Below are 25024 nucleotides of genomic sequence, written 5' to 3'. Positions count from 1 at the left end.
GCCACTGAGGTTACGGGGGTGTTTCATGCGAAGGTCCCGGCGCCTCCCTGCTGGAAGATGCCGGGACCTTCAAAACATCAGCGCCCGCGCATGGCCTTGCGGCTGACGTGTATCTTGGTCGGATCGATGCCCTTGGGCATCCCCAGGGCGCTCTGCCGCTTTTGCAGGGTGACCAGCCGGTCGTTCAGGGTCTCCAGCTCGGTGGCGGTCAGCTTGATCTTCTTTTTGACCACGGTGCGCTGGAGCTTGTTCAGCGGAACCTGGTCGGGACCGTGGCCCACGCTGATCCGGTATATGGGTATGGCAGACCCGCGGGTGATGCGGCGGATCTTCTCCTCCTCGCGGTTCATGGCCTTGTTGACGCGGTTGTAATCGCCCTCGGCTATCAGGTAGACCCCGGTGCGACCGGTGCCCCTCCAGACGGCATCCTTGGTCTTGGCGTCGATCCAGACGGGTTCCTGGGGGAAGGAGAAGCCTGCCTTGGAGATGCTGCTCAGCACGGCGGCGGCGGCACCTGGACGACCCTCCATCTTGGCGTAGCCGACCCGGTCGGAGCGTCTGGTCAGGGTCATGGTGGCCAGGAGCAGGCCGACCATGATGCCCAGAAGCACGGTCAGAATCCATGACAGCCAGCCGAAGTGGGCCAGCAGGCAGATCACCACCGCTATCAGTGTGGGTACCAGAATGGCCGCGGCCAGCAGCCAGGGAAGGGCCTTGTCCTCTGCGTAAGTGAATTGGTAGATCTTGACGATCTGGCTGATCGTGCTGGTCTTCTTTTTTGCTTTTTTGCCCTTGGTGTCCTCTGTAGCCATGCCATCCTCACTTGGAAACGTTCACTGGTTGACCAGTCTACCGCATGCCTACCGCATGTTCAGGGGTCTGCCGTCAGCCTTGAGCAGGGCCTCTCCAATGGCTTCCGAGAAGGTGGGATGGGGGTGGATGAGCCCGGCCGCACGGTGCAGGGGGATCTGGTTGCCAACCAGCTGCTGGGCCTCGGCGATGTTCTCGGAGGCCTGGGGGGATACCATCTCCAGACCGACAACCATCTGCTTCTCCATGTCGGTGGCCGGGCAGGCGGTGATCAGGCTGAGGGTGCCCTGCATGCCGCTCATGCGCATGCGCGAGTTGGACATCATGGGGTAGATGGTCTCCTTGACCTGGTTCAGCGATGGATCGTCCTCGGCTTCCTGACGGCTGAAGCCCACAGCTGCGGCCTGGGGGGAGGAGAAGACCACGCGGGGGATGGTGGCCTCGTTGACCGGCTCGGGGTCCAGGCCGGAGGCGGCATCGGCCAGGGTGATGCCCTGCTGGAAGGCCCTGTGGGCCAGATGGTGACCCGGGGTGATGTCGCCCAGGGCCCAGACCCGGTCACGGCTGGTGCGCCCCTGGGAGTCGGTCAGGACCTGGCCATGGTCGTCCAGATCGATGCCCAGCTCCTTCATGTGCTCGGGATCGGTATTGGGGTCCCTGCCGATGGCCACCAGGACCAGATCAGTCTCGATCGTTCCCGCCTGGCCCTTGTCGTCCGTTGGCTGGTAGTCGACCTGAATGCCTCCATCAGCGGGTAGACGGTGTCCGCCCGAACAGCGGGCGTGGGTGATGATTTGAATTCCCTGACGCTCCAACTCCCGGGTCAGAATCTGACCGGTCCGCCGACCCCAGTGGGAGAGCACCCGGTCCCGTCTGATCATCAGGGTCACCTGGCAACCGGCTTGATTCCAAATGGTGGCGAATTCCAGGGCCACAGCCCCTGATCCGATAATCAGAGCCCGGTGGGGGAAAGGCTTGAGGGTCAGGGCTCGGTCGGTGTCGATGACCAGATCATCGAAGGGGAGTTCTTCCAGGGCCCTGGCATGAGAACCGGTGGCCAGGATGGTGTCGCAGGTTGTCAGGCGGGTTCGATTGCCGTCATCGTCGGTCACCTCCACCAGGCCGTCGCCGACGATGGTGCCGTGGCCGTGCACCACGGTGATGCCGCGTTGCTTCAGCAGGCTCGACAGGCCGCCGGTCATGGCGTCCACCATTCGGTCCTGATAATCCTGGAGCTTCTGGTAGTCGATGTCGGCCGACTTGACGTTGATGCCCATGGCGGCCCCAAGGTCAGCCTGTTCGAGAACCTGGGTGGCGGTCAGCAGGGCCTTGGTGGGGATGCATCCGCGGTTCAGGCAGACGCCGCCGACCACAAGGTCCTGCTCGACCAGGGCTACGCGTCCGCCCAGCTCTGCCGTGCGCAGGGCCGTGGCATAGCCGCCCGGACCGGATCCGATGATGATGGTGTCGTACTGGCGGCTGTCGGCATCCCAGGGGTCAAGAAACTCTGTGCCGGGTTGGTTGATCGATTGCTGCATAGCAATCCATGCTAGCCGTACAGGCTGGGAGAATGAAGACCATCAGCAGAATGTGGAGTGAATACGAAGAACGCCCGGAACCTCAAGTGGAACCGGGCGGCGCGGCTAATCGATGGGTCGGTAAGTCAGGACAACCGGCTGTCACTTGGGCCAGTGCCCACGCTTGCTCTGGCTGGGCTTGGGGACCCGCCAGCGCCGGACCATCATGGCCCGTTGCCAGGCATAGGAGGCCGAGCGGGAACCCTTGGCCACCGAGCGCTCGCCGAACTTGTCGATCAGCAGCCGCTTGAGCTTGCGCCACATCAGCCAGGTGTCGATCAGGGCCACGATCAGGTAGCCATATAGAAGGATGGTCACCACCATGGTGAAAGTGGCGTAATGCTGCGGACCCACGAACATACCCATCAGGGTGGCCACGAACATGAGGATGATGGCCGGGAAGATCCATTCCAGCAGATTGAAGCGGGCATCCACATAGTCGCGGATGTAGATTCTCCAGGGAAGGCGCTCCGACTTGGGCATGTGGTCGATGTCGCCGGTCCTCATGGCCTCGTACTGGGCATCCTCACGGGCTCGGATCCTGGCCTTGGCGGCCTTGCGTGAGGCCTTGCGGTCCTTGGGGACCAGAGGGCGTAGGTTCCGGGCCTCGGCCTGCTTGCGCTTAGGGGTGGGGCGTCCCTTGCCTCGTGCCTCTTCAGTGGAGGCCTTCTGGTCCGCCTCCGCCTCTTTGTCCCGTCGATCCTTGCGTGAGAAGGGGTTCCATGTCATGCGAACAGGTTACGGTGACGCCTAGACTCGCAAGCATTGATACGCAAGCAATTATAGGAGGTAGCGATGGCGGGACTGGGCCTGGAGACGATCCGCACCCGTGTGCAGGACGATAGGAGCCGGATCGTCGATCTGCTCAAGGACAAGATCGCCCTGGCCTCGGTCTCGGCCAAGGGGATCACCGGGGATCACATGCGCCGCTCGGCCGACTATGTGGCCGGGCAGCTTAGACAGGTGGGTGTGGATGCCCGGGTGGTCCAGGCCACCAATCCTGACGGCACCCCGGGCGCCTTCGAGGTGATTGGATCCCGGCAGGTGGATCCCGATGCCCCGACTGTCCTTCTCTATGCCCATCACGATGTGCAGCCGGTGCCCGATTCCTCCCAGTGGTCCACTGATCCCTTTACCGGTGTCGAGAAGGATGGACGGCTCTACGGACGCGGATCGGCCGACGACGGCGGCGGCATCGCCATCCACTCGGGGGCCCTGCACGCCTTGGACAAGGACCTGCGCGTCAACGTCAAGGTCTTCATCGAGGGGGAGGAGGAGATGGGCTCGCGCAGCTTCATCCCCTTCCTCCAGGCTCATCGGGACGACTTCGCATCGGACCTGATCATCGTGGCCGACTCGGGCAACTGGTCGGCGGACACCCCAAGCCTGACCACCTCCCTACGAGGGAATGCTGACCTGGATGTCACGGTCACAGCCCTGGAGCACCCGGTCCATTCCGGGCAGTTCGGCGGGCCTATCCTGGATGCCAACACCCTGGCCGCCATGCTGATCGCCTCCATGTATGACGACCAGGGCCAGCTTGCCGTGCCCGGCCTGGAGGGCGGCCAACCCATCGGCGGCCTGCAGCGTGACCTGGACCAGGCCCAGCTGCGTGCCGATGCCGGGGTGGTGGACTCCTACCGGCTGGCCGGAACCGACTCCCTGGCCTCCCGGCTCTGGACCAAACCTGCAGCGGCGGTGATCGGCTTCGATGCCCACCCGGTGGAGGGGTCCTTCAACGTGCTGGCCGATAAGACCCGCTTCCGCATTTCCCTGCGCACCGCCCCCACCCAGCGGCCCGAGCAGGCCGCGCAGGCACTGGCCGATTTCCTGATTGCCCATGCCCCTCATGGGGCCAGGGTGGAGGTCACGCCCGGCGACATGGGCATGGGATGGGCCATGGACGCCGGCAGTCCGGTGGTCCGGCAGGCCGAGGAGGCCATGCGGCAGGCCTTCGGACGCGACCCGGTCAACAAGGGCGAGGGCGGATCCATCCCCTTCATTCCCGAACTCAAGCGGCTCTTCCCCGAGGCCCAGGTCCTGGTGACCGGTCCCGAGGATCCCCAGTCCAACGCCCACAGCCCCAACGAGTCCATCTCCCTGCAGGGCCTGGTCGACAACATCATCACCGAGGCCCTTCTGCTGGATTCCCTTGACCATCGTATGTTCTAGGATGGCAGGTGACACGGGGGCCGTATGCCTGAGGGCGTGCGGCTGAGAGGAGGCTCAGCCTCAACCGGACGAACGTTTACCGGGCAATGCCGGCGCACGGATGTCACTGGACCCGTGCCTGAACGGGATGGCGCTCATAGGGAGCGCCCCGAGGAAAGGCACAAGATCATGACCGATGGTCATTTCATAAACAACACTGCTTCCGGATCACAGCCGGAGTCCGGGGGGACTCCCTCCCAGGTCAGAATCCCCTCCAAACGGTGGAGGGTGGTGGATATCGCCGTCGCCTCGGTCATCGGTGTGGCTTCCGCCGTCATCTACTGGGTGGTCGCCATGGTGACCACCATTCCCTGGTCCTTCCTGGACGGGGTTGTGCCCGGTCTGGGAGGTATCCTCAACGGTCTCTATCTATTCGCCGGGCCCTTGGCCCTAGTCATCGTGCGCAAGCCGGGGGCCGCCGTCTACGCCGAGCTGGTGGCAGCCATCCTGGAGTCGCTGCTGGGTAGCCTCTGGGTGCCTGTGGAGACCATACTGATCGGTCTGCTTCAGGGCTTCATGGCCGAGCTGGTCTTCATACTGCTGCGTTACCGGCGCTGGAACATGTCCACGGTGGCACTGTCGGGCGCTGCCGCTGGTTTCGGCTGCTGGCTGTATTCCTTCTGCACGCACCTGCAGGCCATCAACCTGACCGGTCCCTATGGGGTGATCTATCTGATAGCCACCCTGATTTCGGGTGCTCTGATTGCCGGAGTGCTGGTTTGGTACCTCTACAAGGCCATCGCCGCGACCGGGGCTCTGGACCGCTTCGCCTCCGGCCGCGATATTCGTACGGCCGGGAAGTAGAGGCCCGGGCGTGGACCAGAGCATCCAGGACAACCCCTACCGACCAGCGGCCTTGGAACTGCGCGGCTGGGGTTATCGGCATGCCTACCGGAACCACTTCGCCGTCAGGGATCTGTCCCTGAGCATTCCTGCAGGTCAGCGGGTGCTTCTGCTGGGAGCTTCCGGCATTGGCAAATCGACAATCCTTGAGGGTGTGGCCGGGTTGCTGGGCGATCATGCCCCGCAGAGCAGCCAGGACCAGGTAGAGGATGACGAGGGCGGGGTGACCCAGGGCCAGGTCCTGATTGACGGTAATCCCGCTGTCTCCAGCCGGGGGCGTGTGGGCCTGGTCCTGCAGGATCCGGATGCTCAGGCCATCTTTCAACGGTTGGGTGACAATGTGGCCTTCGGGCCCGAGAACATGGGGCTGCCCCGCCAGGAGATTTGGCCACGGGTGCGGAAGGCCATGGCCGAGGTGGGTTTGGCTGACCTGCAACTGACCCGGTCCACCATGCACCTGAGCGGAGGGCAGATGCAGCGTCTGGCCCTGGCCGGCGCCCTGGCCATGCAGCCTGGGCTGCTCTTATTGGACGAACCTACGGCCAACCTGGACCCGGTCGGCGTCGAGCAGATAGTAGATGCCGTCAGGAAGGTCCTGGACCGGCAAGGCTCCACCATGGTTCTGGTCGAGCACCGGGCAGGGCCTTGGATGGACATGATCGACCGGGTCATCGTGCTTGGGCTGGGCGAGGTTGAAGATGGCACCGGCGGTTCGGGTGCTGCGGCCTATCGCAAGACTGTGATCATGGCCGACGGCAGCCCCCAGGAGGTCTTCACTGATTCCGGGTTGGACCTGGCATCCCTGGGTGTCTGGGTTCCAGAAGCCTACAGGAGCGCCGGGGATTCGCTCCCTGAGCTTGGACGGGTCCAGGCCAGGTCAAGGCAATCCTGCTCCGGCCAGGATGGTCATCCCGTCCTGCTGGCTGCTCAGGATCTGGCGGTGGGTCGTCAGGGCACGGCAGTGGCCGAGCACATCAATCTGGAATTCAGGGCCGGTCAGGTCACCGCCCTTGTGGGGGCCAACGGGGCCGGCAAGTCCACTTTGGCCATGACCCTGGCTGGTCTGCTGGAGCCTGTGACCGGTTCGGTCCTTGCCCGGGATCGCCTGCTTCGGGGACCCCAAGGGCGGATGCCTGCGGAGCCCGAGCCCATCCGGTGGACCTCATCCCAGCTGGCCGCGCGCATCGCCTACGTCTTTCAGAATCCTGAGCATCAGTTCGCCCGGGGCACAGTAATGGATGAGGTCAAACTGGCCCCCATCCGCACCGGCATGAGCGAGGAGCAGGCCCAGGTTCGCGCCCAGGAACTGTTGGGCCGCTTCAGGCTGAGGCAGTACGCCCGCGCCAACCCTTACACGCTCTCGGGCGGCGAAAAGAGGCGGCTCACCGTGGCCTCGGCCCTGGCCGCTGCACCCCAGGTGCTGATTCTTGACGAGCCCACCTTCGGCCAGGACAGGAACACCTGGGTCAGCATGGCCCAGCTGATTGCTGGCCTGCGCGACCAGGGAGCCTGCATCATCCTGGTCACCCACGACCGGGAGCTGGTCCAGGCCCTGGATGCCCGCCTGGTGGAAATGACGCCTCCGGGAGCCCAGAAGACCGTCTGGCCTGCAGCCGGGTCAGATTTGCACACTCTTCAGAAGACTGTTGCCGCCAGGCTGACCGTCACACCCATGGACCAGCGGGAAGAGCCGGTCAAGCCGGCCAGCCGGTCGCCATACATAGCCTCCATCAATCCGGCCTTCCGTCTGATCGGGGCCTTTCTGGCGGCTCTGCCCCTGCTGATCAGCCTGGACCCGGTCTCGGCCACGACGGCCCTGATTCTGGAGTTCCTGCTGCTGGGCTCGGCAGGCTTCACGCCCCTGCGCGTGGTCAGATCCACCTGGCCCATCTTCCTGGGGGCGCCAGGTTCGGCCCTGGCGATCATCCTCTATGGCAAGAGCGGTGGCGCGACCTTCTGGCAGTGGGGAATGATCCACATCACCCAGCGCTCGCTGGATCTGGCCCTGGCCACTGCCTTGCGAATCCTGGCCATCGGAATCCCCGCCATCATCACCGTACTGGGAATAGACGCCACCGATCTGGCCGATGCCTTCAGCCAGGTGCTCCACCTGCCTGATCGCTTCGTCTACGGGGGGCTGGCCGGCATGCGGCTCTTTACAGTTCTCAAGGACGATTGGTCGGCCCTGACCGCCTCGCGCCGCAGCCGTGGACTGGGCGATGAGAACCGTTTCAAGGCCTTTATGCCACAGGCTTTCGCCCTGTTGGTCCTGTCCATCAGGCGTTCGACGACCTTGGCCACGGCCATGGAGGCCAGGGGCTTCGGCGGCAGCACACCGCGCACCCATGCCCGGGTCTCCCAGATCAGACCACGTGATGCGGGCTTCCTGCTCATATGCCTGGCCGTGCCCGCGATTTCCCTTACCGTGGCTGCACTGACCGGCTCCATCGCCTTCTTTGGCAACTGACTGTCGGGGATTTCTGCAGCAGACTCCGGATATGGAGGGACCCCGGTCCTTTCCGCCTCCCGCAGAGAGGGGAAAGGACCGGGGTCTGCCTGTGGGTGGAAGCGCTGGTCTTTTACCTGGCCAGTGTGGTGTTGATGTTGCGCACCTCGTCAAAGCGCTTGGAGGCATCCTCCCAGTTGACGATGTGCCACCATGCCTTGACGTAGCTGGCCCGGTCGTTCAGGTACTCCAGGTAGTAGGCGTGCTCCCAGAGGTCCAGCAGAACCAGCGGGAAGATGGTGACGGGCAGGTTGCCCTGGTGGTCGTACATCTGCAGGGTGACCAGGCGCTCGCCCAGAGTATCCCAGGCAAGGACGGCCCAGCCGGAGCCCTGGATGCCTGCGCACATGGACTCGAAGTAGGTCTGGAAGCCCTGGAAGGACCCGAACTGGTCCTCGATGGCGGCCTTGAGCTCGCCAGTGGGCTCCTGGCCGATGGCCGGGGCCATGTTCTTCCAGAAGATGGAGTGGTTCTTGTGCCCGGCCAGGTTGAAGGCCAGGTTCTTCTCCAGCAGGTTGGACTGGGCCACGTTGCCGGACTCGGCCGCGTCGTGGATCTGCTCCAGGGCCTTGTTGGCACCGTTCACATAAGCCTGATGGTGCTTGTCATGGTGCAGCTCCATGATCTTGCCGGACACGTACGGCTCCAGCGCCGAGTAGTCGTAGGGCAGATCGGGAAGTGTGTATACGGGCATATCGTCTCCTCACAATGATTCTGGCCAAGCCAGATGAGTGATGGTCGGTCTGCGCCATACCAACGACGGACGTGGTCGACCCGACCGGTTCTTTCACACTAGCCCCTTGTTCGCCGAGCACAAGGGGCGCAGACCTTTCTTTCAGTGAACTTTCCCACAGATGTAGATTCACCGAGGTGAAGCCGCAGGCTTCTGGACTGCGGGGCTCTCGACTGGCGGGGCTAGAGTGGTGCCCATGCCCTTTGATGACACCCTTCTTGACAATCCCCGTGCCCAACGCGTTCATCGCTTGGCTGAACTGCAGGATCGGCGGGCCCGGCAGCGTCATGGCCGCTTCCTGATAGAGGGGCCGCAGAGCGTGCGCGAGGCGGTCCGCTGGCGTCCCGACCTGCTGACTGACCTCTATATTCAGGCGGATGAGTCCTCTCCTGCAGCCCAGGGAAGCCATCTGCGCCCGCTCAACGAGACCGTAGGCGCCATCATGGAGCAGGCCAGGGAGCTGCCTGATTGCTACGGGCACTTCGTTTCCGCCCGGGTCATGCGTGCCATCAGCGGCAACGCCCAGGGGATCCTGGCTCAGGCGCGCACGGACGGATTCCAGGCCCAGCCGACGGACCTTGACGATCCCCGCAGCCTGACCGGGGAGGGGTCCGACCTGGTGGCAGCCTTCTGGCAGATTCGTGATCCAGGCAACGCCGGAACCGTCATACGCACCGCCGACGCTGCCGGTTGCAGGGCGGTCATCCTTGTGGACCAGTGCGTGGAACCCGCCAATCCTAAGGTCATTCGCTCCACAGCTGGATCGGCCTTTCATATACCTCTGATAACTATGGGCACCGAGGACTTCCTGGCCCTGTGCAGACGGCAGGGACGGATCATGGTGGCGGCCGATGTCTATGGCACGCCGGACAAACCGGTCCGCTCTCTGACTGAATGGATGGCGGGCGCTGCCTTGGCCAAGCCAGACTCGGCCGGTCAGCCCATGGCCCTGCTCTTCGGCAATGAGGCACGTGGACTGCCCAATGACCTGTTGCAGTCCATGGATCAGATCGTCCGCATACCCATATACGGGCGGGCTGAATCACTCAACTTGGCCACCTCGGCGGCGGTGCTGCTCTACGCCATGGCCATGTCGAGTCGTATTGAAAGAATGTGAAGGCGTCAACGACCGGGATTTCCGCTGATTCGCGGCCCGGACACGGCATTGGCAACAGTGGAAAGGTCCATGGTGGCACAGGAAGAATTCGACCCCGCGGCGATGACCGACGAGGTCAACGAGGGCATCGGCAGGATTCGCGAAGCCTCCGATCTGGAAGAACTCAAGGCGATCAAGGCCAAATATGCGGGGACAGGTTCAGCCCTGGCCGGATCCGGACGGATCATCGGACGGCTGCCAGCGGATCAGAAGAAGACCGCCGGGCGTCTGGCAGGCAAGCTCAAGGCTGATTTCGGCCGTGCCTACGGGCTCAAGGAGCGGCAGCTGCGCCAGGAGGAGGAGTCCCGCCGCCTGGCCGCCGAACAGGTGGACATGACCCTGCCGGTCAACCGCCGTCCCCAGGGCGCCCGCCACCCGTTGTCCAAACTCATGGAGGACGTGGAGGACTTCTTCGTCTCCATGGGTTGGAGCATCGCGCAGGGTCCTGAGCTGGAGGCCGAGTGGTACAACTTCGATGCCCTCAACTTCGGCCCCGACCATCCTGCCCGCCAGATGCAGGACACCTTCTACGTCAAGGGCAGCCAGGCCAGGGATGCCGCCGGCTTCGTCGGGTCCAACATGGTCATGCGCACCCATACCTCACCCGACCAGGCCCGTTCCCTGATAACCCGTGGTGTGCCGCTCTACGTGGCCTGCACGGGCAGGGTCTTCCGCACCGACGAGCTGGATGCCACCCACACCCCGGTCTTCCACCAATGCGAGGCCATCGCCGTCGACGAGCACCTGACCATGGCCGACCTCAAGGGCACCCTGGACAAGCTCGCCGTAGCCATGTTCGGTCCCGAGGCCCGGACCAGACTGCGGCCCTCATACTTCCCCTTCACCGAGCCCAGCGCCGAGATGGATCTTTGGTTCCCCGACAAGAAGGGCGGTCCCGGATGGATCGAATGGGGAGGCTGCGGCATGGTCAATCCCAACGTTCTGAGGTCGGCCGGCGTGGACCCGCAGCGGTACTCAGGCTTCGCCTTCGGCGTGGGCATGGAACGGACCCTGCTCCTGCGCCACGACATCAACGACATGCACGACCTGGTCGAGGGCGACGTGCGGTTCAGCCAGCAGTTCGAGATGGGGGAGTGACCGTCAGATGCCAATGGTAGATATCGACTGGCTCAAGGAGCATGTGCAGGTCCCTGAGGATCTGACCTATGAACAGTTGGCCAAGGACCTGGTCCGGGTCGGTCTGGAGGAAGAGGACATCCACCAGTCCACGGTGACCGGTCCCATCGTGGTCGGCTATGTGGTGGATGCCGAGCCCGAGCCTCAGAAGAACGGCAAAACCATCAACTGGTGCCATGTGGATGTGGGCGAGCAGTACAACGCCGTGGACGACCAGGGCCGCAAGGTGCCCCGGGGCATCGTCTGCGGGGCCCCCAACATGGCTGCGGGCGAGAAGGTGGTGGTGACCCTGCCGGGGGCGGTCCTGCCTGGGGATTTCCGCATCGAACCACGCAAGACCTATGGCCACATCTCGGACGGCATGTGCGCCTCCGAGCGTGAGCTGGGGCTGGGTTCGGACCATCAGGGCATCATCCTGCTACGCAACTACGGGTTCACCCCCGAGCAGTACGAGCAGCTCAAACCGGGGGACGATGCCATGAGCCTCCTGCATATGAATAGGCCCGTGCTTGAAATCAACATCACCCCTGACCGCGGCTATGCCTTCTCCTACCGGGGGGTTGCACGGGAATACCACCACTCCACTGGTGCAGAGTACACGGATCCGGTAATTGAGCTGAACAAGACCGTACCGGCCTCCGCAGCTCAGGAGGATCAGGCTCCGATGGCCGTGCATGTTGAGGACAAGAACCCGATTCATGGTCAGCCCGGCTGTGACCGGTACTATCTGCGGGCCCTGACCGGGTGTGACCCCAAGGCCGCCACTCCCAGCTGGATGCGTCGTCGGCTGGTTCGGGCCGGCATGCGCTCCATCAGCCTGCCGGTGGACATAACCAACTACGTCATGCTGGACCTGGGCCAGCCCCTGCACGCCTACGATCTGGACAAGCTCAGCGGCCCCATCGTCGTCCGCAGGGCCAGGCAGGGCGAGCACCTGACCACCCTTGACGGCAAGGATCGCGAGCTCAGCACCGAAGATCTGCTCATCACCGACTCACCCGAGGGACAAGAGGGTTCCCGCATCCTGGGACTGGCCGGAGTCATGGGAGGTCTGTATGGCGAGGTGACCGATCAGACGAAGAACATCCTGATCGAGTCCGCCCACTTCGACCAGGTGACCATCGCCCGGACCGCCCGTCGCCACAAGCTGCCCTCGGAGGCCTCCAAGCGCTTTGAGCGTGGTGTTGATCCGCAGATGCAGCCGGCCGCTGCAGCCATGGCCGCCGACCTGTTGCATCGCCTTGCCGGTGGCCAGGACCTGGATGCTCCGCTTGATATGAACCAGACCAAGCCCATGCCGGTCATCGACTTTGCGGTCAGCGAGGTGGCACGTCTGACCGGACTGGAGGTGGAGCCCCAGCGCATCGTGGCCATCCTGCGTGACATCGGCTGCACGGTCCAGGGTGATCCTCAGGACCGGCTGTCGGTGACCCCGCCGACCTGGAGGCCCGACCTGGGCGAGGGCTGCGACCTGGTCGAGGAAGTGGCCCGCCTGGTGGGCTACGATCGCATCCCCGTCACCGTGCCATCACCCAAGGTGTCCGGTGCGGTTGGTCTGACCGATCGCCAGCAGCGTCGCCGTTGGGTGGCTGACACCCTGGCCGAGTACGGGCTGACCGAGGTCCTGGACTACCCGTTCGTCGGCGATAATGATTTCAAGGCCTTTGGCATGGATCCTGACGAGGTCCATGTCAACAGCGTGGAGCTGGCCAATCCCATGGCCGCTGACCGGCCCTACCTGCGGCAGAGCCTGCTGCTGCCACTGGCCAATACCGTGGAGCGCAACTTGCGCCGCGGCAACACGGATGTGCGTCTCTTCGAGATCGGCTATGTCTTCCGTCGCGACCCTCAGGCTCCTGCTGTGCCCACCCTTCCTGGCGGCGTGCGGCCCAGCGACGAGGATCTGGCCCGACTCGACCAGGGTCTGCCGGAGCAGCGGTTGCATGTGGCGGCCCTGTTGACTGGCCGCGCCCAGGAGGACGGCTGGCTCAAGGACAGCAGGGATGTGGATTGGACCGATGCAGTCGAATCGGCTCGTCGGGTTCTGGATAGGCTGGGCGCCGACTATCGGCTGGAGCAGCCCCCGGCCGAGCAGGTGCCCGATCAGTGGCATCCGGGCCGTACCGCCAGACTGCTCCTCGATGATGGCACGCTTGCCGGTATGGTGGGCGAGCTGCATCCCCGGGTTGATCAGGCTCTGGGCCTTCCTGCCCATTCGGCCGCCTTCGAGCTGAGTCTGGACACGGTGCTGGACCACCTGGACTACACGCCCCTGCAGGCCAAGCCGGTCTCGACCTTCCCGCCGGTCCGCCAGGATCTGGCTTTCACCGTGCCGGACACGGTCTCGGCAGCGGACCTGACTTCCGCCATCAGAGAAGCGGCTGGGTCTAGTCTTGAATCCATCGAGCTGTTCGACGTTTTCACTGGCGATCAGATCGGTGAGCATGCAAAATCGCTGGCCTTCGCAGTCACTTTCCGTGCCCCGGACCGTACATTGACGTCCGAGGATAGCGAATCCCTGCGCCAGGCCATCGTTGACAAGACTGCGGGTCTGGGTGCCGTATTGCGCACCTGACCGGGCATCAAGGGGACCGAGGGACATGACGGATTCTCAAGAACAGGGCACAGCTGGAGGACCTGACCGCCAGGATCATGATGGGGGCGACCAGCCCTTGTACGGCGCGCGCGCCGATTGTTATCCAGGATGGAATCCGTACATATACGGTCGCCCGGATCCCGAACCCAAGGCCAAGGAATCCGACTCGTCCCAGGGTAGCCCCACCAACCGGCCCATGCCCATGGCGGGGCAGCCGGGCCCCGGTGGCGGCGGGAATCCTGGCAATCCCCAAACAGCCCGTCCTGGCACTCCGGGATGGCCTCCCCAGGGCATGCCCAATTTGAACGATCCCTCCCAAAATCCTGTCTACGGTCACTGGGATCCCTGTGCCATCATCGCCTTTTTCATGGCCCTCTTTCTTCCAATGCCTGTGGTTCCAGCTCTGCTCGGCGGCATTTCCATGTATCGGACACGTCACCTGCATATGAAGGGCTACGGGCTGGCCATGGCTGCCCTGATCATCAACCTGCTCTTCACTCTGGCTTGGCTCTGGCTGCTGGCCAACGGCATTTCCCTGAACGACTTCTACCAGCAGATGATGCCGTCGCCCTCAACGGGTGGCGGCGGCTCTGGCGGGGATGGCGTCAGCGCCTGAACTCTCAAGGTACAGGTGCCGCCAGTGTCAGCAGAAGTTTGCGCACCTGTGCAAGCTCATACCCCGTGGGCTGAGAGCAAGAAGCTGTGAAAGAGTGCCAGGAAGAACCTGGCAGTTATGGGCCTGGCGGTACCATCGATTGAGGCGGTGATGTCACTTCCCGGAAGCGAGCATTGGCGCCAATGAGTATTCATGCCTGTGCGACTGATGTCAGCCTTGAGACTGATGAGTTGCAGGTCTGCCAGTGGGGAGAGGTTCATTCGAATGGTGCCGGATGTCAATATTGTCGTATTCGACGGATTCGAACCCCTGGATGTCTTCGGGCCCTTTGAGGTTTTCATCAACACAGATGGCGCCTGCGTGCGGATATTCTCCTTGGATGGTCCTGGCGTGAAAGTCAGCGAGGGCGGTGCCAGGGTCGAGGCCCTGGGACCAGAGGAGATCGATCCCAGGGGGGTTCTGCTTATACCGGGCGGGTCGGGTACGCGCGCCCTGGTTGACGATGACCGCTGGCTAAACAATCTGCGGAGCCTGGTTGCGCAGTCTTCGCAGGTGCTGACTGTCTGCACGGGTTCGGCTCTGCTGGCTGCTGCCGGTGCTCTGGATGGTCGGCGGGCCACCTCCAACGATCTGGCCTTTGACTGGGTGGTCAGCACGGGTGAGAGGGTGGATTGGATCAAAGAGGCCCGTTGGGTGGTCGATGGAAAGTTCCGCACCTCCTCGGGCATCTCGGCTGGCATCGATATGGCCTTGGATTATGTTGAAGATACTTGCGGGCCCGAGGCTGCGGACAAGGCCAGCACCCAGATGGAATACATCCGCAACCGGGAGTCCGGTTATGACGCTTTTGCACGGTCGAAAGCATAACGACACGCCAGATTGCATAATTATGCATTTTGTCGCATGACTATTTATGATGGTGCCCGGTGAAAGGAGCGTTCATGCACCAATATACAGTGGCCGTGGTGGGAGCCTCCGGGTATGCCGGTTCTGAAATGATCCGGCTCATGGCTGCTCACCCCGCCTTCCGGGTATGCACGGTCACTGGGCGCGATTCAGCGGGTCGACAGCTGGGGGAGTTCTCGCCCAATCTTCCCAATTCACTGGCCTCGCTACAGATTCAGACCACGGATCCGAAGGTCCTGGCTGGCCATGATCTGGTGGTGCTGGCTCTGCCCCATGGTGCCTCTGGTCCCCTGGCAGAACAGCTGGATCCGAAATCCATGCTGATCGATCTGGGTGCCGACCATCGGCTGGAGGATCCGGCCGACTGGCAGGACTACTACGGCGGCCACTTTTTCTCCCCCTGGACCTACGGGATGCCGGAACTATTGACAGCAGAAGGCGTCCGTCAGCGTGAACTGCTCAAACACGCCCGCCGGATAGCAGGTCCGGGTTGTAACGTAACCGCAGTCACCCTGGCTTTCCAACCGGCCCTGGCTGCCGGATTGGTGCAGGCCGACGACCTGGTGGCCGATCTTGCCGTGGCTTACTCGGGTGCCGGTCGCTCCAGCAGCAGGATGGATCTGCTCGCGGCCGAGGCCATCAACTCAGCCCATCCCTATTCGGTCGGCGGCACCCACAGGCACATCCCTGAAATCCTGCAGAACCTGCGCAAGGCAGAATCTGCCGATCCGGACCTCGGTGGAGATCGTCAGCCGATTCGCTTGGGGCTGACCCCCATCCTGGTGCCCATGTCGCGAGGGATCCTGGCCGTGGTTTCGGCCAAACTGAATGCGCGTGGACGTTCGTTGGGTGCGGAGGGCATTCGCGCTGTATGGGAAAAGGTCTATGCCAAGGAGCCGTTCGTTGATTTGCTGCCCCAAGGCAGGCTCCCCTCCACAGCCGACGTGTACGGTTCGAACCTGGCCCAGGTTCAGGTCCTCACGGACGAACGCGCGGACCGTCTCTATGCTTTCGCAGCCATCGACAACCTGACCCGGGGCACCGCCGGCCAGGCCCTTCAGGCCGTCAACCTGGCCCTGGGCCTGCCCGAGGAAACCGGTCTGACAACCATAGGAGTGGCACCATGAGCATCACCTACGCCGCGGGCTTCCAGACAGGCACCGCCATCGCCCACCGCCCGGGAGGCTCACGTCGCCGCAACCTGGCCCTGGTTGTCAATAAGGGGCCTTTGGACACTGCTGTAGGCGTCTTCACTCCCAACCGCTTCCGGGCCGCTCCGGTCATCTGGACCAGCAGGATTCTGGAAGAGGGTCGGGCAGGAGCCGTGGTCATCAACTCGGGCAATGCCAACGCCTGCACGGGTTCAGAGGGTCTGGACCAGGCCAAGGCCATGGCTGAGCGGACAGGCAGGAATCTGGGTCTGCCAGCCGAGCGGGTTGCCGTCTGCTCCACAGGGATCATCGGCCACCTGCTGCACCTGGACCCCATACTGGCCGGCATCGACCAGGCGGCCCAGGAGCTGTCGACCAGCCAGGAGGCAGGCGAGGCGGCAGCCAAGGCCATATTGACCACCGACACCTGCACCAAGACCGTGGCCCTGGACGGCTCCGGCTGGCGGCTGGGCGGCATGGTCAAGGGTTCGGGGATGATTGCCCCGCAGCTGGCCACCATGATCTGTCTGATCACCACTGATGCCATTGTTGAGCCTGACCAGGCCCGCCGCGCTCTGTCTGAAGCCTGCCGGCTCAGCTTCAACCGGATTGATGTGGACGGTTGCATGTCCACCAATGACACAGTCCTGCTCATGGCTTCGGGCGCTTCTGGCGTTCGGCCTGACCCCGATCAGTTCCAGGAGTTGCTCAGCCAGGCCTGCGGTGAGCTGTCCCGCCGCATTGTGGCCGATGGTGAGGGCAGCCGCCACCGTATCCGCATCCAGGTGGAAGGGGCCGAAAGCGAGGACGCGGCCCTGGCCTGTGCCCGCGCTGTCTCCGGCTCCACCCTGCTCAAGTGCGCCGTGGCTGGCGAGGATCCCAACTGGGGTCGCGTAGTGGCCTCCCTGGGCACCGTGCCGGCCTCGACGGCGGCCTATGATCCTGACCGTGTGGATGTCAGCTTCAACGGAGTCAAAGTCTGCCAAGGAGGCCGCCCCGGCCAGGATTCGTCCCTGGTCGACCTGCACGTGCCCGAGGTCCATATCGATATCGATCTTGGCCAGGGCGACCGCCAGGCCACGGTTTGGACAGACGATCTGACCCACGAATATGTGACCATCAACGCCGACTACCACACCTGATCCGGCACCTGTGCACGAGCGTGAGGCACCGGAGGCAGAAGCGGCAATGAGGAAAGGGAAAAGGATGGCAGATGGCGAGCAGGAGGCAGAAGCCGAACGGGCCCTGGACGATGTCAGCAAGGCCCAGGTGCTGATTGAGGCCCTACCCTGGCTGGAGGAGTTTGCAGGTCAGCGGATCGTGGTCAAGTACGGCGGCCATGCCATGGTTGATGACCACCTGCGCCGGTGCTTTGCCCAGGACATGGTCTTCCTGCGGCAGGTCGGCATGCACCCGGTGGTTGTCCATGGGGGAGGCCCCCAGATCTCTGCCATGCTTCAGGCCCTGGGTATCCCCTCGGTGTTCCGCGGTGGTCTTCGTGTGACCACGCCGGAAATCATGAAGGTGGTCCGCATGGTCCTGACCGGTCAGGTGGGCAGGGATTTGGTCGGTGCCATCAATGCCCATGGTCCCATGGCCGTCGGTCTGTCTGGAGAAGATGCCGGTCTGTTCAGCGCTGCCCGTCGTACCGCTATGGTGGATGGTCACCCGGTGGACTTGGGCCTGGTGGGCGAAGTCGTGGCTGTGGATGCTTCGGCCGTGGAGGATCTGATTGATGCCGGGCGGATACCTGTGGTTTCTTCGGTGGCCCCGGACGAGCAGGACGCCACCCAGGTGCTCAACGTGAATGCCGATGCCGCCGCCTCTGCCCTGGCTGCGGCCTTGGGCGCCAGAAAACTGGTCATTCTTACTGATGTCGAGGGACTCTATGCCAACTGGCCTCAGACCGATTCCCTGGTTTCCAGCATTGGAGTGGATCGTTTGGATGGTCTGCTCGGAGAAATGAAGGCAGGCATGCGTCCCAAGATGGAGGCCTGCCTGCAGGCTGTGCGTGCCGGAGTCAGCCAGGCCCACATCATTGACGGGCGACAACCGCACTCCATGCTCACCGAAATCTTCACCCAAAACGGGATCGGCACCGTCGTCGTGCCGGGTCATGAAATGGTCATGAGGAGGAGCCATGAACAAGGCTGATCAACATTGCGCCAACGTCGCGGAGCCAGCCGAAACGGTTGAGGGTCCCCGGAGTCGCCAATGGGCCGATCGCTATGACCATGTCCACATGCAGGTCTTCGGAAGGCCGGGCAGGGTCATGGACCACGGCCAAGGCGCATGGATATGGGACGTTGACGGCAATCGTTATCTGGACATGCTGGCCGGGATCGCGGTCAATGCCCTGGGTTACGCCCATCCTGCTTGGAACAAGGCCCTGGCCGAGCAGGCCGGCAAGATGGCCCATATCAGCAACTTCTTCGCCTCCCGGCCTCAGATTGAACTGGCCGAGCGGCTGCTGGAGCTGGCCCAGGCCCCGGATGGTTCACGCGTCTTCTTCTGCAACTCCGGAACCGAGGCCAATGAGGCGGCCATCAAGCTGGCCCGGCTGCATGGCACTCGCATGGGCGGCCATCCCGGGCGGATCCTGGCCCTGACCCACAGTTTTCACGGTCGCAGTATGGGCTCGCTGAGCCTGACCTGGAAGCCTGCCATCCGCGAGCCCTTCCAGCCCCTGGTGCCGGGTATGGGCTTCCTGCCCTCCGGCGACCCCGAAGCCCTGGAGGAGGCCTTCACCGGAGAAGAGGCTTCCGACCAGCCAGTGGTCGCTGTCATACTGGAGCTCATCCAGGGTGAGGCTGGCGTGCTGCCGCTGGAGCCCGACTATGTGCAAAAGGTGCGTGAGCTCTGCAGCCAGCATGGTGCATTGATGATTCTTGACGAGGTGCAGACCGGCATGGGCAGAACCGGCCACTGGTTCGCCTTCCAGGATCAAAGCCTGTCCGGCGGTGCCTGCCCTGATGTGCTCACCTTCGCCAAGGGGGTGGCCGGCGGTTTCCCCATGGGCGGGATGATCACCTTCGGCTCCGGGCCTTCCGGTCTGCTGACCCCAGGTACACACGGGTCCACCTTCGGCGGCAACCCCCTGGGATCGGCCCTGGCGCTGACCACCCTGGAGACCATCCAGCGGGAGGGTCTGCTGGAACGGGCAGAGCGGATGGGGAAGAGGCTGCGCGATGGCATAGCCGCCTGCGGCCACCCCCTCTTCACTTCGGTCAGAGGCAGGGGTCTGCTGGATGCCATCCAGCTGAGGTCCCCCTGTGCCAGCAAGGTGGCCGCCTGGTGCCTGGACCACGGGCTGATAGTCAATCCCGTGGCCCCTGATGCCCTGCGTCTGGCGCCGCCGCTGATCATCCAGGCCGATCAGATCGACCTGGCCGTTGACATTCTTTCCAAGGTCCCGACCCGTCTCGGGGACGTGGATCCGCCGCAGGGTGATCGGTGATTTACAGCATTCAGAGACAATCGTGACGACACCGTAAGGGAGGCAGAGATGAACAGCGGTTTGCGGCACATGCTTCGTGACGACGACCTCAACCACGAGGAGCAGCTGGAGGTGCTTCGGCTGGGCATGGCCTTCAGGGCCAATCCCTATTTGTCCAGGCCTTTCCTGGGTCCTCAAGCCGTGGCGATCATCTTCGACAAACCCAGCACGCGCACCAGAACCAGCTTCTGCGTAGGCGTGGCCCAGCTGGGCGGCTACCCCATGGTCATCGACAGCCCAGGCTCGCAGCTGGGCCGTGGCGAGCCCGTGGCGGACACCGCCAACGTGCTGACGCGGATGACATCCGCCATAGTCTGGCGCACCTTCGGCCAGGATCGGGTGGAGACCATGGCCGCCCATGCCACCGTGCCCGTCATCAATGCGCTGACCGACTCCTTCCACCCCTGCCAGGTCCTGGCCGACTTCCTGACCCTGGCCCAGCACCGGGGCGGGGTCGACGCCCTGGCCGGCATGACCATCGCGTATTTGGGCGACGCAGCCAACAACATGGCCAACTCCTATCTGCTGGGCGGGGCGGTGGCCGGCATGAACGTGCGGATTGCCGGCCCCCACGGCTTCCTGCCAGATCCGAGCCTGGTGGAACAGGCGCGAACCCTGGCCGCTGAAAACGGAGGATCCATTCTGGTCACCACGGATCCGGTCCAGGCCGTGGAGGACGCCGACTGCGTCTTTACCGACACCTGGGTCTCCATGGGCGAGGAGGACCAGTACGACGTTCGCTCCCATCCCTTCCTGCCCTATCAGGTCAACGCCCGACTTATGGCCCATGCCCGCCCGGATGCCCTCTTCCAGCACTGCCTGCCCGCTTACAGGGGCCGGGAGGTGACGGCCGAGGTCATCGACGGCCCCCAGTCCGTGGTCTGGGACGAGGCTGAAAACCGGTTGCACGCCCAGAAGGCACTGATGACCTGGTTGGTGGCCCGCTCCCGGGGTGACGAATCCCTCCTGCAGGGGGTGTGCTGATGCGTCCGACGACCAAGGTGGCCCGGTTGGATGCCATCCGCCAGGCCTTGAACCGACATCGGGTCAACTCCCAGCAGCAGCTGTCCTCCCTCCTGGCTGAGCAGGGCATCGAGGTGACCCAGGCCACCCTGAGCCGGGACCTGGACGACCTGCATGCCACCAAGCTGCGGTATGCAGACGGGAGCATGGCCTACTGGATTCCCGCCACCACCGATCAGCAGGCCATGGAGGCCGCTGCCGCCGAAGGGCCTGAGGTCGAGGGGGAGAACAAGACCGACGCCTACCTGGCCAAGATCCTGACCGGGCTGATCACCTCGGTGGCCCGGGCCCGCAACCTGTTGGTGGTAAGAACCCCGGCCGGCGCCGCCCAGTATGCGGCTTCCGCCCTGGACCGTCAGCCGATCAAGGGCATCCTGGGCACCATAGCCGGGGACGACACGATTCTGATCATCGCAGCCGACGATGAAGCGGCATCATCCCGGGCCGACTGGCTCATGACCATCGTCTCCGGTCAGGAGGACTCCCGGGCCCGATGATCGGTGAAAGCGCGAACTGAATATCTGCAAGTGTGAAATTAGAAGGAAAGAGGATCGCCATGACCGAAAACAATCGCATCGTGCTGGCCTACTCGGGCGGCTTGGACACCTCGGTGTCCATTCCCTACCTCAAGGAGCGCACCGGCAAGGATGTGGTGGCCGTCTCCCTGGATGTTGGGCAGGGCGGGGAGCGTCTGCAGACCATCCGCCAGCGGGCCCTGGACTGCGGGGCCGTCGAGTCAGTCGTGGTGGATGCCCGGGACGAGTTCGCCAGGGATTACTGCATGCTGGCGCTCAAGGCCAATGCCATGTACGAGGGCGTCTACCCGCTGGTGTCGGCCATCTCCAGGCCGCTGATCACCAAGCATCTGGTCCAGGCGGCCCACCAGTACGGTGCCGACACCATAGCCCACGGCTGCACCGGCAAGGGCAACGACCAGGTCCGTTTCGAGGTCTCCATCATGTCCATCGACCCGTCGCTGAAGGCCATCAGCCCCATCCGCGACCTGGGATTGATGCGCGATGTGGAGATCGCCTACGCCAAGGAGCACCACCTGCCCATCGAACAGACCGAGGAGAGCCCCTATTCCATCGACCAGAATGTCTGGGGACGGGCCATCGAGACCGGCTACCTGGAGGATCCCTGGAACGGACCCACCAAGGATGTCTACTCCTACACCGACGACCCGGCCTTCCCGCCGGTCGAGGACGAGGTGACCATCGACTTCGAGCAGGGCATTCCCGTGCGCATCGACGGCAGGGCCGTCACCCCTCTGGAGGCCATCGAGGAGATGAACCGCCGCGCCGGAGCCCAGGGGATCGGACGTGTGGATCTGATTGAGGACAGGCTGGTGGGCATCAAGTCCCGCGAGCTCTACGAGGCTCCGGGGGCCGTGGCCCTGATCACCGCCCACCAGGAGTTGGAGAACTGCTGCCTGGAGCGCGAACAGCACCGGATCAAGCGCGACATCGACAAGCGCTGGGGCGAACTGGTCTACGACGCCCAGTGGTACTCGCCTGCCGTCCGTTCACTGAACGCCTTCATCGAAGAGACCCAACGCTATGTCTCCGGTCGCATCCGCATGGTCATGCACGGGGGACGGGCCGTGGTCACCGGCCGGCACTCCGACAGCTCCCTCTACGACTACAGCCTGGCCACCTATGAGTCCGGCGACAGCTTCGACCAGAACGCCTCCAACGGGTTCATCGCCATCTACGGCCTGGCAGACAAGGTGGCCGCCGCTCGTGACATGCGCTTCGGCAACGGCATCGCACAGGACGGACAAGAACAGGACGGACAAGAGCGGTGAGCAGCGGCGACAAGCCCATGGCCCTCTGGGGCGGGCGTTTCAGCAGTGGGCCCTCGCCGGCCCTGGTCGAGCTCAGCCGATCCACCCAGTTCGACTGGCGGCTGGCCGACGACGACCTGGCTGGTTCCCGAGCCCACGCTCGGGCCCTCAACCGTGCTGGACTGCTGGATGATGACGAGCTGGCACGTATGGAGCAGGCTCTGGATGAACTCCAGGACCAGGTGGACTCCGGCGCCTTCGCCCCTGAGCCTGGCGACGAGGATGAGGCCACGGCCCTGGAGCGCGGCCTCATTGACATAGCGGGGGACCAGCTGGGCGGCAAACTGCGGGCCGGGCGCTCGCGCAACGATCAGATCGCCACCCTCATTCGGATCTGGCTGCGTCGCCACGCCCGGGTGCTGGCCAAGGACCTGCTGAGCACGGCCCAGGCTCTGATGGATCAGGCTCAAGCTGCGGGAACCACGGTCATGCCCGGCCGCACCCATATGCAGCACGCCCAACCCGTCCTGCTGGCCCACCAACTCATGGCCCATGTCTGGCCTCTTGTCCGTGACCTGGAACGCCTGAGGGACTGGGATAAGCGTGCCGATGCCAGCCCATATGGATCTGGCGCGCTCGCCGGCACCACCCTGGGTCTGGACCCCCTGCCGGTGGCCCGGGATCTGGGCTTTAGCCGGGTCTGCGCCAACTCCATCGACGGGACCGCCGCCAGGGATGTGGTGGCTGAGTTCGCCTTCGTCGCCGCCATGATCGGCGTGGATCTGTCCAGGCTGGCTGAGGAGATCATCATCTGGAACACCCAGGAGTTCGCTTTTGTACGCTTGGACGACGGCTACTCGACCGGTTCCTCCATCATGCCCCAGAAGAAGAATCCGGACGTGGCCGAGCTGGCCCGAGGCAAGGCCGGTCGACTGGTCGGGGATCTGGCAGGCCTGCTGACCACTCTCAAGGGGCTGCCGACAGCCTATGCACGCGATCTGCAGGAGGATAAGGAGGCGGTCTTCGACCAGGTGGACACCCTGGAAGTCCTGTTGCCTGCCTTTGCCGGCATGGTCGCCACCTTGACCTTCAACAAGGACCGCCTGGAGGAGCAGGCCCCCACAGGATTCGCCCTGGCCACCGACCTGGCTGAGTGGCTGGTCAGGCAGGGTGTGCCCTTCCGGCATGCCCACGAACTCTCCGGGGCCTGCGTCAAGCTGGCCGAGGGTCGTGGTTGTGAGCTGGCTGACCTGGATGATGACGATTTCGTCAAGGTCTTCGCTGACTGGGTGCCCGCTGATCGGGCTCCAGAGGTCCGTACTGTGCTGACTGCCGGGGGAGCCGTGCGCGCTCGCCGGGGCCAGGGGGGCACTGCACCGGAGAGGGTAAAGGAGCAGATGGATCAGGCTGCACATGCGCTGGAGGAACTGAAGACCTTCGCCGACTCGCAGTCTGATGGGCCTGCCTACCGTCCTCCCAGGTGATCTTTCTGGTCTGCGTCGGACCGATGGCCGCGCTAGAATGCCCAACGGCAATCCATCAAGGTGAACGGCAAACAGCGAAAGGCGGCGGTGATTATGAATCCGGTGGCACTGGTCCAGGCTTGGTGGGCCAAGCAGCACATCACTCTGGCCAAGGAGCCGCCCGGTTCCCGCCAGGGGCTGTGCTCGCCTCCGAACCAAGGCCGCGACCCGGAGCCATTGACCATGCTGGTGGTGGGCGACTCCATGGCGGTCGGCTGCGGGGTGAAGGACCAGAGCCAGGGCTTCGTTCCTGACATAGCCGCCTGCCTGGCCACCCGGCTGGGGCGTCCGGTATCCTGGTCGACCCAGGGTCGGCTGGGGGCCACCATCCGCAGGGTGCGCTACCGGTTCCTGCCCGCCCTGCAGGACCATCCCGATCTGCTGGTCCTGTGTGCAGGATCCAACGACATCATGGCCAATCGCACCGATGAGCAGTGGCGGGATGACCTGGCTGCCAGCATCGAGCTGGCCAAAAACAAGGGCCGCCAGGTGCTGGTCCTGAGCTCCGGTCAACTTTATCGGGATCCTGCCCTGGGCCGGGCACTCAGGGCCGAGGTGGAGCGTCGGATAGCCCGCCAGACTCAGACCAGTCGTCAGGTCTGTCAAGATGCCTCGGTGCCCTTCGTGGATGCCACCCGCGACGATGTCGGCACCGATCGACCCGACTTCTGGGGCATCGATCACTTCCATCCGGGGGTTGAAGGTTACCGGCGCATGGCCGCCTGCGTGGTCGACCACATCCCTCAAGACCTGATCAATCAGTTGTCTGTGTCTGCGCGTTCCTGACTTAGACGCGGTGGTTTTGCTGAGAGGATTCAGTCGGCCGCCCCGTCTTGGCAAAAGCAGCCAGCGGTTAATCGCCAATCCGCAGTGGTCGATTCACAGTGATTATCCGGTTTCGCCCCCTGGGGATTTCTGCTTGGTGAGGCCTTGTCTGCGGCGGTCCGGGGCTCT

21 protein-coding genes and 2 pseudogenes are annotated in these 25024 nt (G+C 63.9%); 19 read left to right on the top strand and 4 right to left on the bottom strand.

Annotated elements, in window-relative coordinates; translation table 11 throughout:
- Positions 1–77 precede the first annotated feature (77 nt).
- From H3S97_RS00435 to H3S97_RS00425, 3 genes are all read right to left on the bottom strand, one after another.
- On the bottom strand, positions 78–812 hold the full coding sequence (locus H3S97_RS00435) for a DUF4191 domain-containing protein (protein ID WP_198180000.1): 735 nt from the start codon (positions 810–812) through the stop codon (positions 78–80).
- Positions 813–860: 48 nt separating this feature from the next.
- A complete protein-coding gene (locus H3S97_RS00430) occupies positions 861–2348 on the bottom strand; it encodes a dihydrolipoyl dehydrogenase family protein (protein ID WP_198187287.1) in 1488 nt (495 codons plus the stop codon).
- 141 nt (positions 2349–2489) lie between these two features.
- A complete protein-coding gene (locus H3S97_RS00425) occupies positions 2490–3116 on the bottom strand; it encodes a DUF3043 domain-containing protein (protein WP_198177517.1) in 627 nt (208 codons plus the stop codon).
- 66 nt (positions 3117–3182) lie between these two features.
- Here H3S97_RS00425 and H3S97_RS00420 point away from each other — a divergent pair, with 66 nt between their 5' ends.
- The 5 genes and pseudogenes from H3S97_RS00420 to H3S97_RS08540 all read left to right on the top strand — a co-directional run bounded on the left by H3S97_RS00420 (position 3183) and on the right by H3S97_RS08540 (position 7908).
- A complete protein-coding gene (locus H3S97_RS00420; protein ID WP_198219275.1) occupies positions 3183–4559 on the top strand; it encodes a dipeptidase in 1377 nt (458 codons plus the stop codon).
- A gap of 168 nt (positions 4560–4727) precedes the next feature.
- Positions 4728–5402, top strand: a complete 675-nt coding sequence (locus H3S97_RS00415) for an ECF transporter S component (protein ID WP_198219273.1) — start codon at positions 4728–4730, stop codon at positions 5400–5402.
- Positions 5403–5412: 10 nt separating this feature from the next.
- Positions 5413–5973, top strand: a pseudogene (locus H3S97_RS08550) (energy-coupling factor ABC transporter ATP-binding protein); the annotation flags it as partial.
- Positions 5947–6870: pseudogene (locus tag H3S97_RS08545) on the top strand (ATP-binding cassette domain-containing protein); the annotation flags it as partial. The pseudogenes H3S97_RS08550 and H3S97_RS08545, both read left to right, overlap by 27 nt.
- A 42-nt stretch (positions 6871–6912) precedes the next feature.
- Positions 6913–7908, top strand: a complete 996-nt coding sequence (locus H3S97_RS08540) for an energy-coupling factor transporter transmembrane component T family protein (protein WP_408610415.1) — start codon at positions 6913–6915, stop codon at positions 7906–7908.
- A 112-nt stretch (positions 7909–8020) separates the two neighbouring features.
- Here H3S97_RS08540 and H3S97_RS00405 read toward each other — a convergent pair whose 3' ends face one another.
- On the bottom strand, positions 8021–8641 hold the full coding sequence (locus tag H3S97_RS00405; protein WP_015022073.1) for a superoxide dismutase: 621 nt from the start codon (positions 8639–8641) through the stop codon (positions 8021–8023).
- 235 nt (positions 8642–8876) lie between these two features.
- Here H3S97_RS00405 and H3S97_RS00400 point away from each other — a divergent pair, with 235 nt between their 5' ends.
- From H3S97_RS00400 to H3S97_RS00335, 14 genes are all read left to right on the top strand, one after another.
- Positions 8877–9797 carry a TrmH family RNA methyltransferase gene (locus tag H3S97_RS00400; RefSeq protein ID WP_198219269.1) on the top strand — a complete coding sequence of 307 codons (921 nt, stop codon included), beginning with the start codon at positions 8877–8879 and terminating at the stop codon, positions 9795–9797.
- 69 nt (positions 9798–9866) lie between these two features.
- On the top strand, positions 9867–10934 hold the full coding sequence (gene pheS / locus H3S97_RS00395) for a phenylalanine--tRNA ligase subunit alpha (RefSeq protein WP_045935521.1): 1068 nt from the start codon (positions 9867–9869) through the stop codon (positions 10932–10934).
- Positions 10935–10941: 7 nt separating this feature from the next.
- Positions 10942–13548, top strand: a complete 2607-nt coding sequence (pheT, locus tag H3S97_RS00390; protein ID WP_198219267.1) for a phenylalanine--tRNA ligase subunit beta — start codon at positions 10942–10944, stop codon at positions 13546–13548.
- 25 nt (positions 13549–13573) lie between these two features.
- Positions 13574–14185, top strand: coding sequence for a DUF4190 domain-containing protein (locus H3S97_RS00385; protein WP_198219265.1), 612 nt, complete (start codon positions 13574–13576; stop codon positions 14183–14185).
- A gap of 225 nt (positions 14186–14410) precedes the next feature.
- A complete protein-coding gene (locus H3S97_RS00380; RefSeq protein WP_198219263.1) occupies positions 14411–15052 on the top strand; it encodes a DJ-1/PfpI family protein in 642 nt (213 codons plus the stop codon).
- Between the two features lie 74 nt (positions 15053–15126).
- Complete coding sequence (gene argC / locus H3S97_RS00375; RefSeq protein WP_198219261.1) at positions 15127–16218, top strand: N-acetyl-gamma-glutamyl-phosphate reductase; 1092 nt, start codon at positions 15127–15129, stop codon at positions 16216–16218.
- Positions 16215–17384, top strand: coding sequence for a bifunctional glutamate N-acetyltransferase/amino-acid acetyltransferase ArgJ (argJ, locus tag H3S97_RS00370; RefSeq protein WP_198219259.1), 1170 nt, complete (start codon positions 16215–16217; stop codon positions 17382–17384). Before argC ends, argJ begins: the two co-directional genes overlap by 4 nt.
- A gap of 64 nt (positions 17385–17448) precedes the next feature.
- The gene (gene argB, locus H3S97_RS00365) at positions 17449–18396 is read left to right on the top strand and encodes an acetylglutamate kinase (RefSeq protein ID WP_198182570.1); all 948 of its coding nucleotides are present in this window, start codon (positions 17449–17451) and stop codon (positions 18394–18396) included.
- Positions 18383–19699: an acetylornithine transaminase gene (locus H3S97_RS00360; protein ID WP_198177527.1), complete on the top strand. Its 1317-nt coding sequence runs from the start codon at positions 18383–18385 to the stop codon at positions 19697–19699. The genes argB and H3S97_RS00360 overlap by 14 nt, the downstream gene beginning before the upstream one ends.
- Before the next feature lie 48 nt (positions 19700–19747).
- Positions 19748–20722: an ornithine carbamoyltransferase gene (argF, locus tag H3S97_RS00355; RefSeq protein ID WP_198177528.1), complete on the top strand. Its 975-nt coding sequence runs from the start codon at positions 19748–19750 to the stop codon at positions 20720–20722.
- A complete protein-coding gene (locus H3S97_RS00350) occupies positions 20722–21258 on the top strand; it encodes an arginine repressor (RefSeq protein ID WP_198177529.1) in 537 nt (178 codons plus the stop codon). The genes argF and H3S97_RS00350 overlap by 1 nt, the downstream gene beginning before the upstream one ends.
- A 59-nt stretch (positions 21259–21317) precedes the next feature.
- Positions 21318–22568 carry an argininosuccinate synthase gene (locus H3S97_RS00345; protein WP_198177530.1) on the top strand — a complete coding sequence of 417 codons (1251 nt, stop codon included), beginning with the start codon at positions 21318–21320 and terminating at the stop codon, positions 22566–22568.
- On the top strand, positions 22565–24031 hold the full coding sequence (gene argH / locus H3S97_RS00340; RefSeq protein ID WP_198177531.1) for an argininosuccinate lyase: 1467 nt from the start codon (positions 22565–22567) through the stop codon (positions 24029–24031). Before H3S97_RS00345 ends, argH begins: the two co-directional genes overlap by 4 nt.
- 93 nt (positions 24032–24124) lie before the next feature.
- On the top strand, positions 24125–24856 hold the full coding sequence (locus tag H3S97_RS00335; RefSeq protein ID WP_198177532.1) for an SGNH/GDSL hydrolase family protein: 732 nt from the start codon (positions 24125–24127) through the stop codon (positions 24854–24856).
- The last annotated feature ends 168 nt before the right edge of the window (positions 24857–25024 follow it).

It is taken from the genome of Bifidobacterium choladohabitans, from assembly GCF_016102005.1.
GTDB lineage: Bacteria > Actinomycetota > Actinomycetes > Actinomycetales > Bifidobacteriaceae > Bombiscardovia > Bombiscardovia choladohabitans.
The sequence above is the reverse complement of the archived record's forward strand: the minus strand, read 5'-3'. Positions and strand labels throughout refer to the sequence as shown.

What these genes read in the sequence shown, in the direction of transcription:
- H3S97_RS00380 (WP_198219263.1), top strand. Translation starts at nt 14,411, where the DNA reads ATGAGTTGCAGGTCTGCCAGTGGGGAGAGGTTCATTCGAATGGTGCCG.
- H3S97_RS08540 (WP_408610415.1), top strand. Translation starts at nt 6,913, where the DNA reads ATGGCCCAGCTGATTGCTGGCCTGCGCGACCAGGGAGCCTGCATCATC.
- H3S97_RS00430 (WP_198187287.1), bottom strand. Translation starts at nt 2,348, where the DNA reads ATGCAGCAATCGATCAACCAACCCGGCACAGAGTTTCTTGACCCCTGG.
- H3S97_RS00360 (WP_198177527.1), top strand. Translation starts at nt 18,383, where the DNA reads ATGAACAAGGCTGATCAACATTGCGCCAACGTCGCGGAGCCAGCCGAA.
- argC (WP_198219261.1), top strand. Translation starts at nt 15,127, where the DNA reads ATGCACCAATATACAGTGGCCGTGGTGGGAGCCTCCGGGTATGCCGGT.
- argF (WP_198177528.1), top strand. Translation starts at nt 19,748, where the DNA reads ATGAACAGCGGTTTGCGGCACATGCTTCGTGACGACGACCTCAACCAC.
- H3S97_RS00405 (WP_015022073.1), bottom strand. Translation starts at nt 8,641, where the DNA reads ATGCCCGTATACACACTTCCCGATCTGCCCTACGACTACTCGGCGCTG.
- H3S97_RS00345 (WP_198177530.1), top strand. Translation starts at nt 21,318, where the DNA reads ATGACCGAAAACAATCGCATCGTGCTGGCCTACTCGGGCGGCTTGGAC.
- argB (WP_198182570.1), top strand. Translation starts at nt 17,449, where the DNA reads ATGGCAGATGGCGAGCAGGAGGCAGAAGCCGAACGGGCCCTGGACGAT.
- H3S97_RS00350 (WP_198177529.1), top strand. Translation starts at nt 20,722, where the DNA reads ATGCGTCCGACGACCAAGGTGGCCCGGTTGGATGCCATCCGCCAGGCC.
- H3S97_RS00435 (WP_198180000.1), bottom strand. Translation starts at nt 812, where the DNA reads ATGGCTACAGAGGACACCAAGGGCAAAAAAGCAAAAAAGAAGACCAGC.
- pheT (WP_198219267.1), top strand. Translation starts at nt 10,942, where the DNA reads ATGCCAATGGTAGATATCGACTGGCTCAAGGAGCATGTGCAGGTCCCT.
- H3S97_RS00415 (WP_198219273.1), top strand. Translation starts at nt 4,728, where the DNA reads ATGACCGATGGTCATTTCATAAACAACACTGCTTCCGGATCACAGCCG.
- H3S97_RS00425 (WP_198177517.1), bottom strand. Translation starts at nt 3,116, where the DNA reads ATGACATGGAACCCCTTCTCACGCAAGGATCGACGGGACAAAGAGGCG.
- H3S97_RS00400 (WP_198219269.1), top strand. Translation starts at nt 8,877, where the DNA reads ATGCCCTTTGATGACACCCTTCTTGACAATCCCCGTGCCCAACGCGTT.
- H3S97_RS00335 (WP_198177532.1), top strand. Translation starts at nt 24,125, where the DNA reads ATGAATCCGGTGGCACTGGTCCAGGCTTGGTGGGCCAAGCAGCACATC.
- pheS (WP_045935521.1), top strand. Translation starts at nt 9,867, where the DNA reads ATGGTGGCACAGGAAGAATTCGACCCCGCGGCGATGACCGACGAGGTC.
- argJ (WP_198219259.1), top strand. Translation starts at nt 16,215, where the DNA reads ATGAGCATCACCTACGCCGCGGGCTTCCAGACAGGCACCGCCATCGCC.
- H3S97_RS00385 (WP_198219265.1), top strand. Translation starts at nt 13,574, where the DNA reads ATGACGGATTCTCAAGAACAGGGCACAGCTGGAGGACCTGACCGCCAG.
- H3S97_RS00420 (WP_198219275.1), top strand. Translation starts at nt 3,183, where the DNA reads ATGGCGGGACTGGGCCTGGAGACGATCCGCACCCGTGTGCAGGACGAT.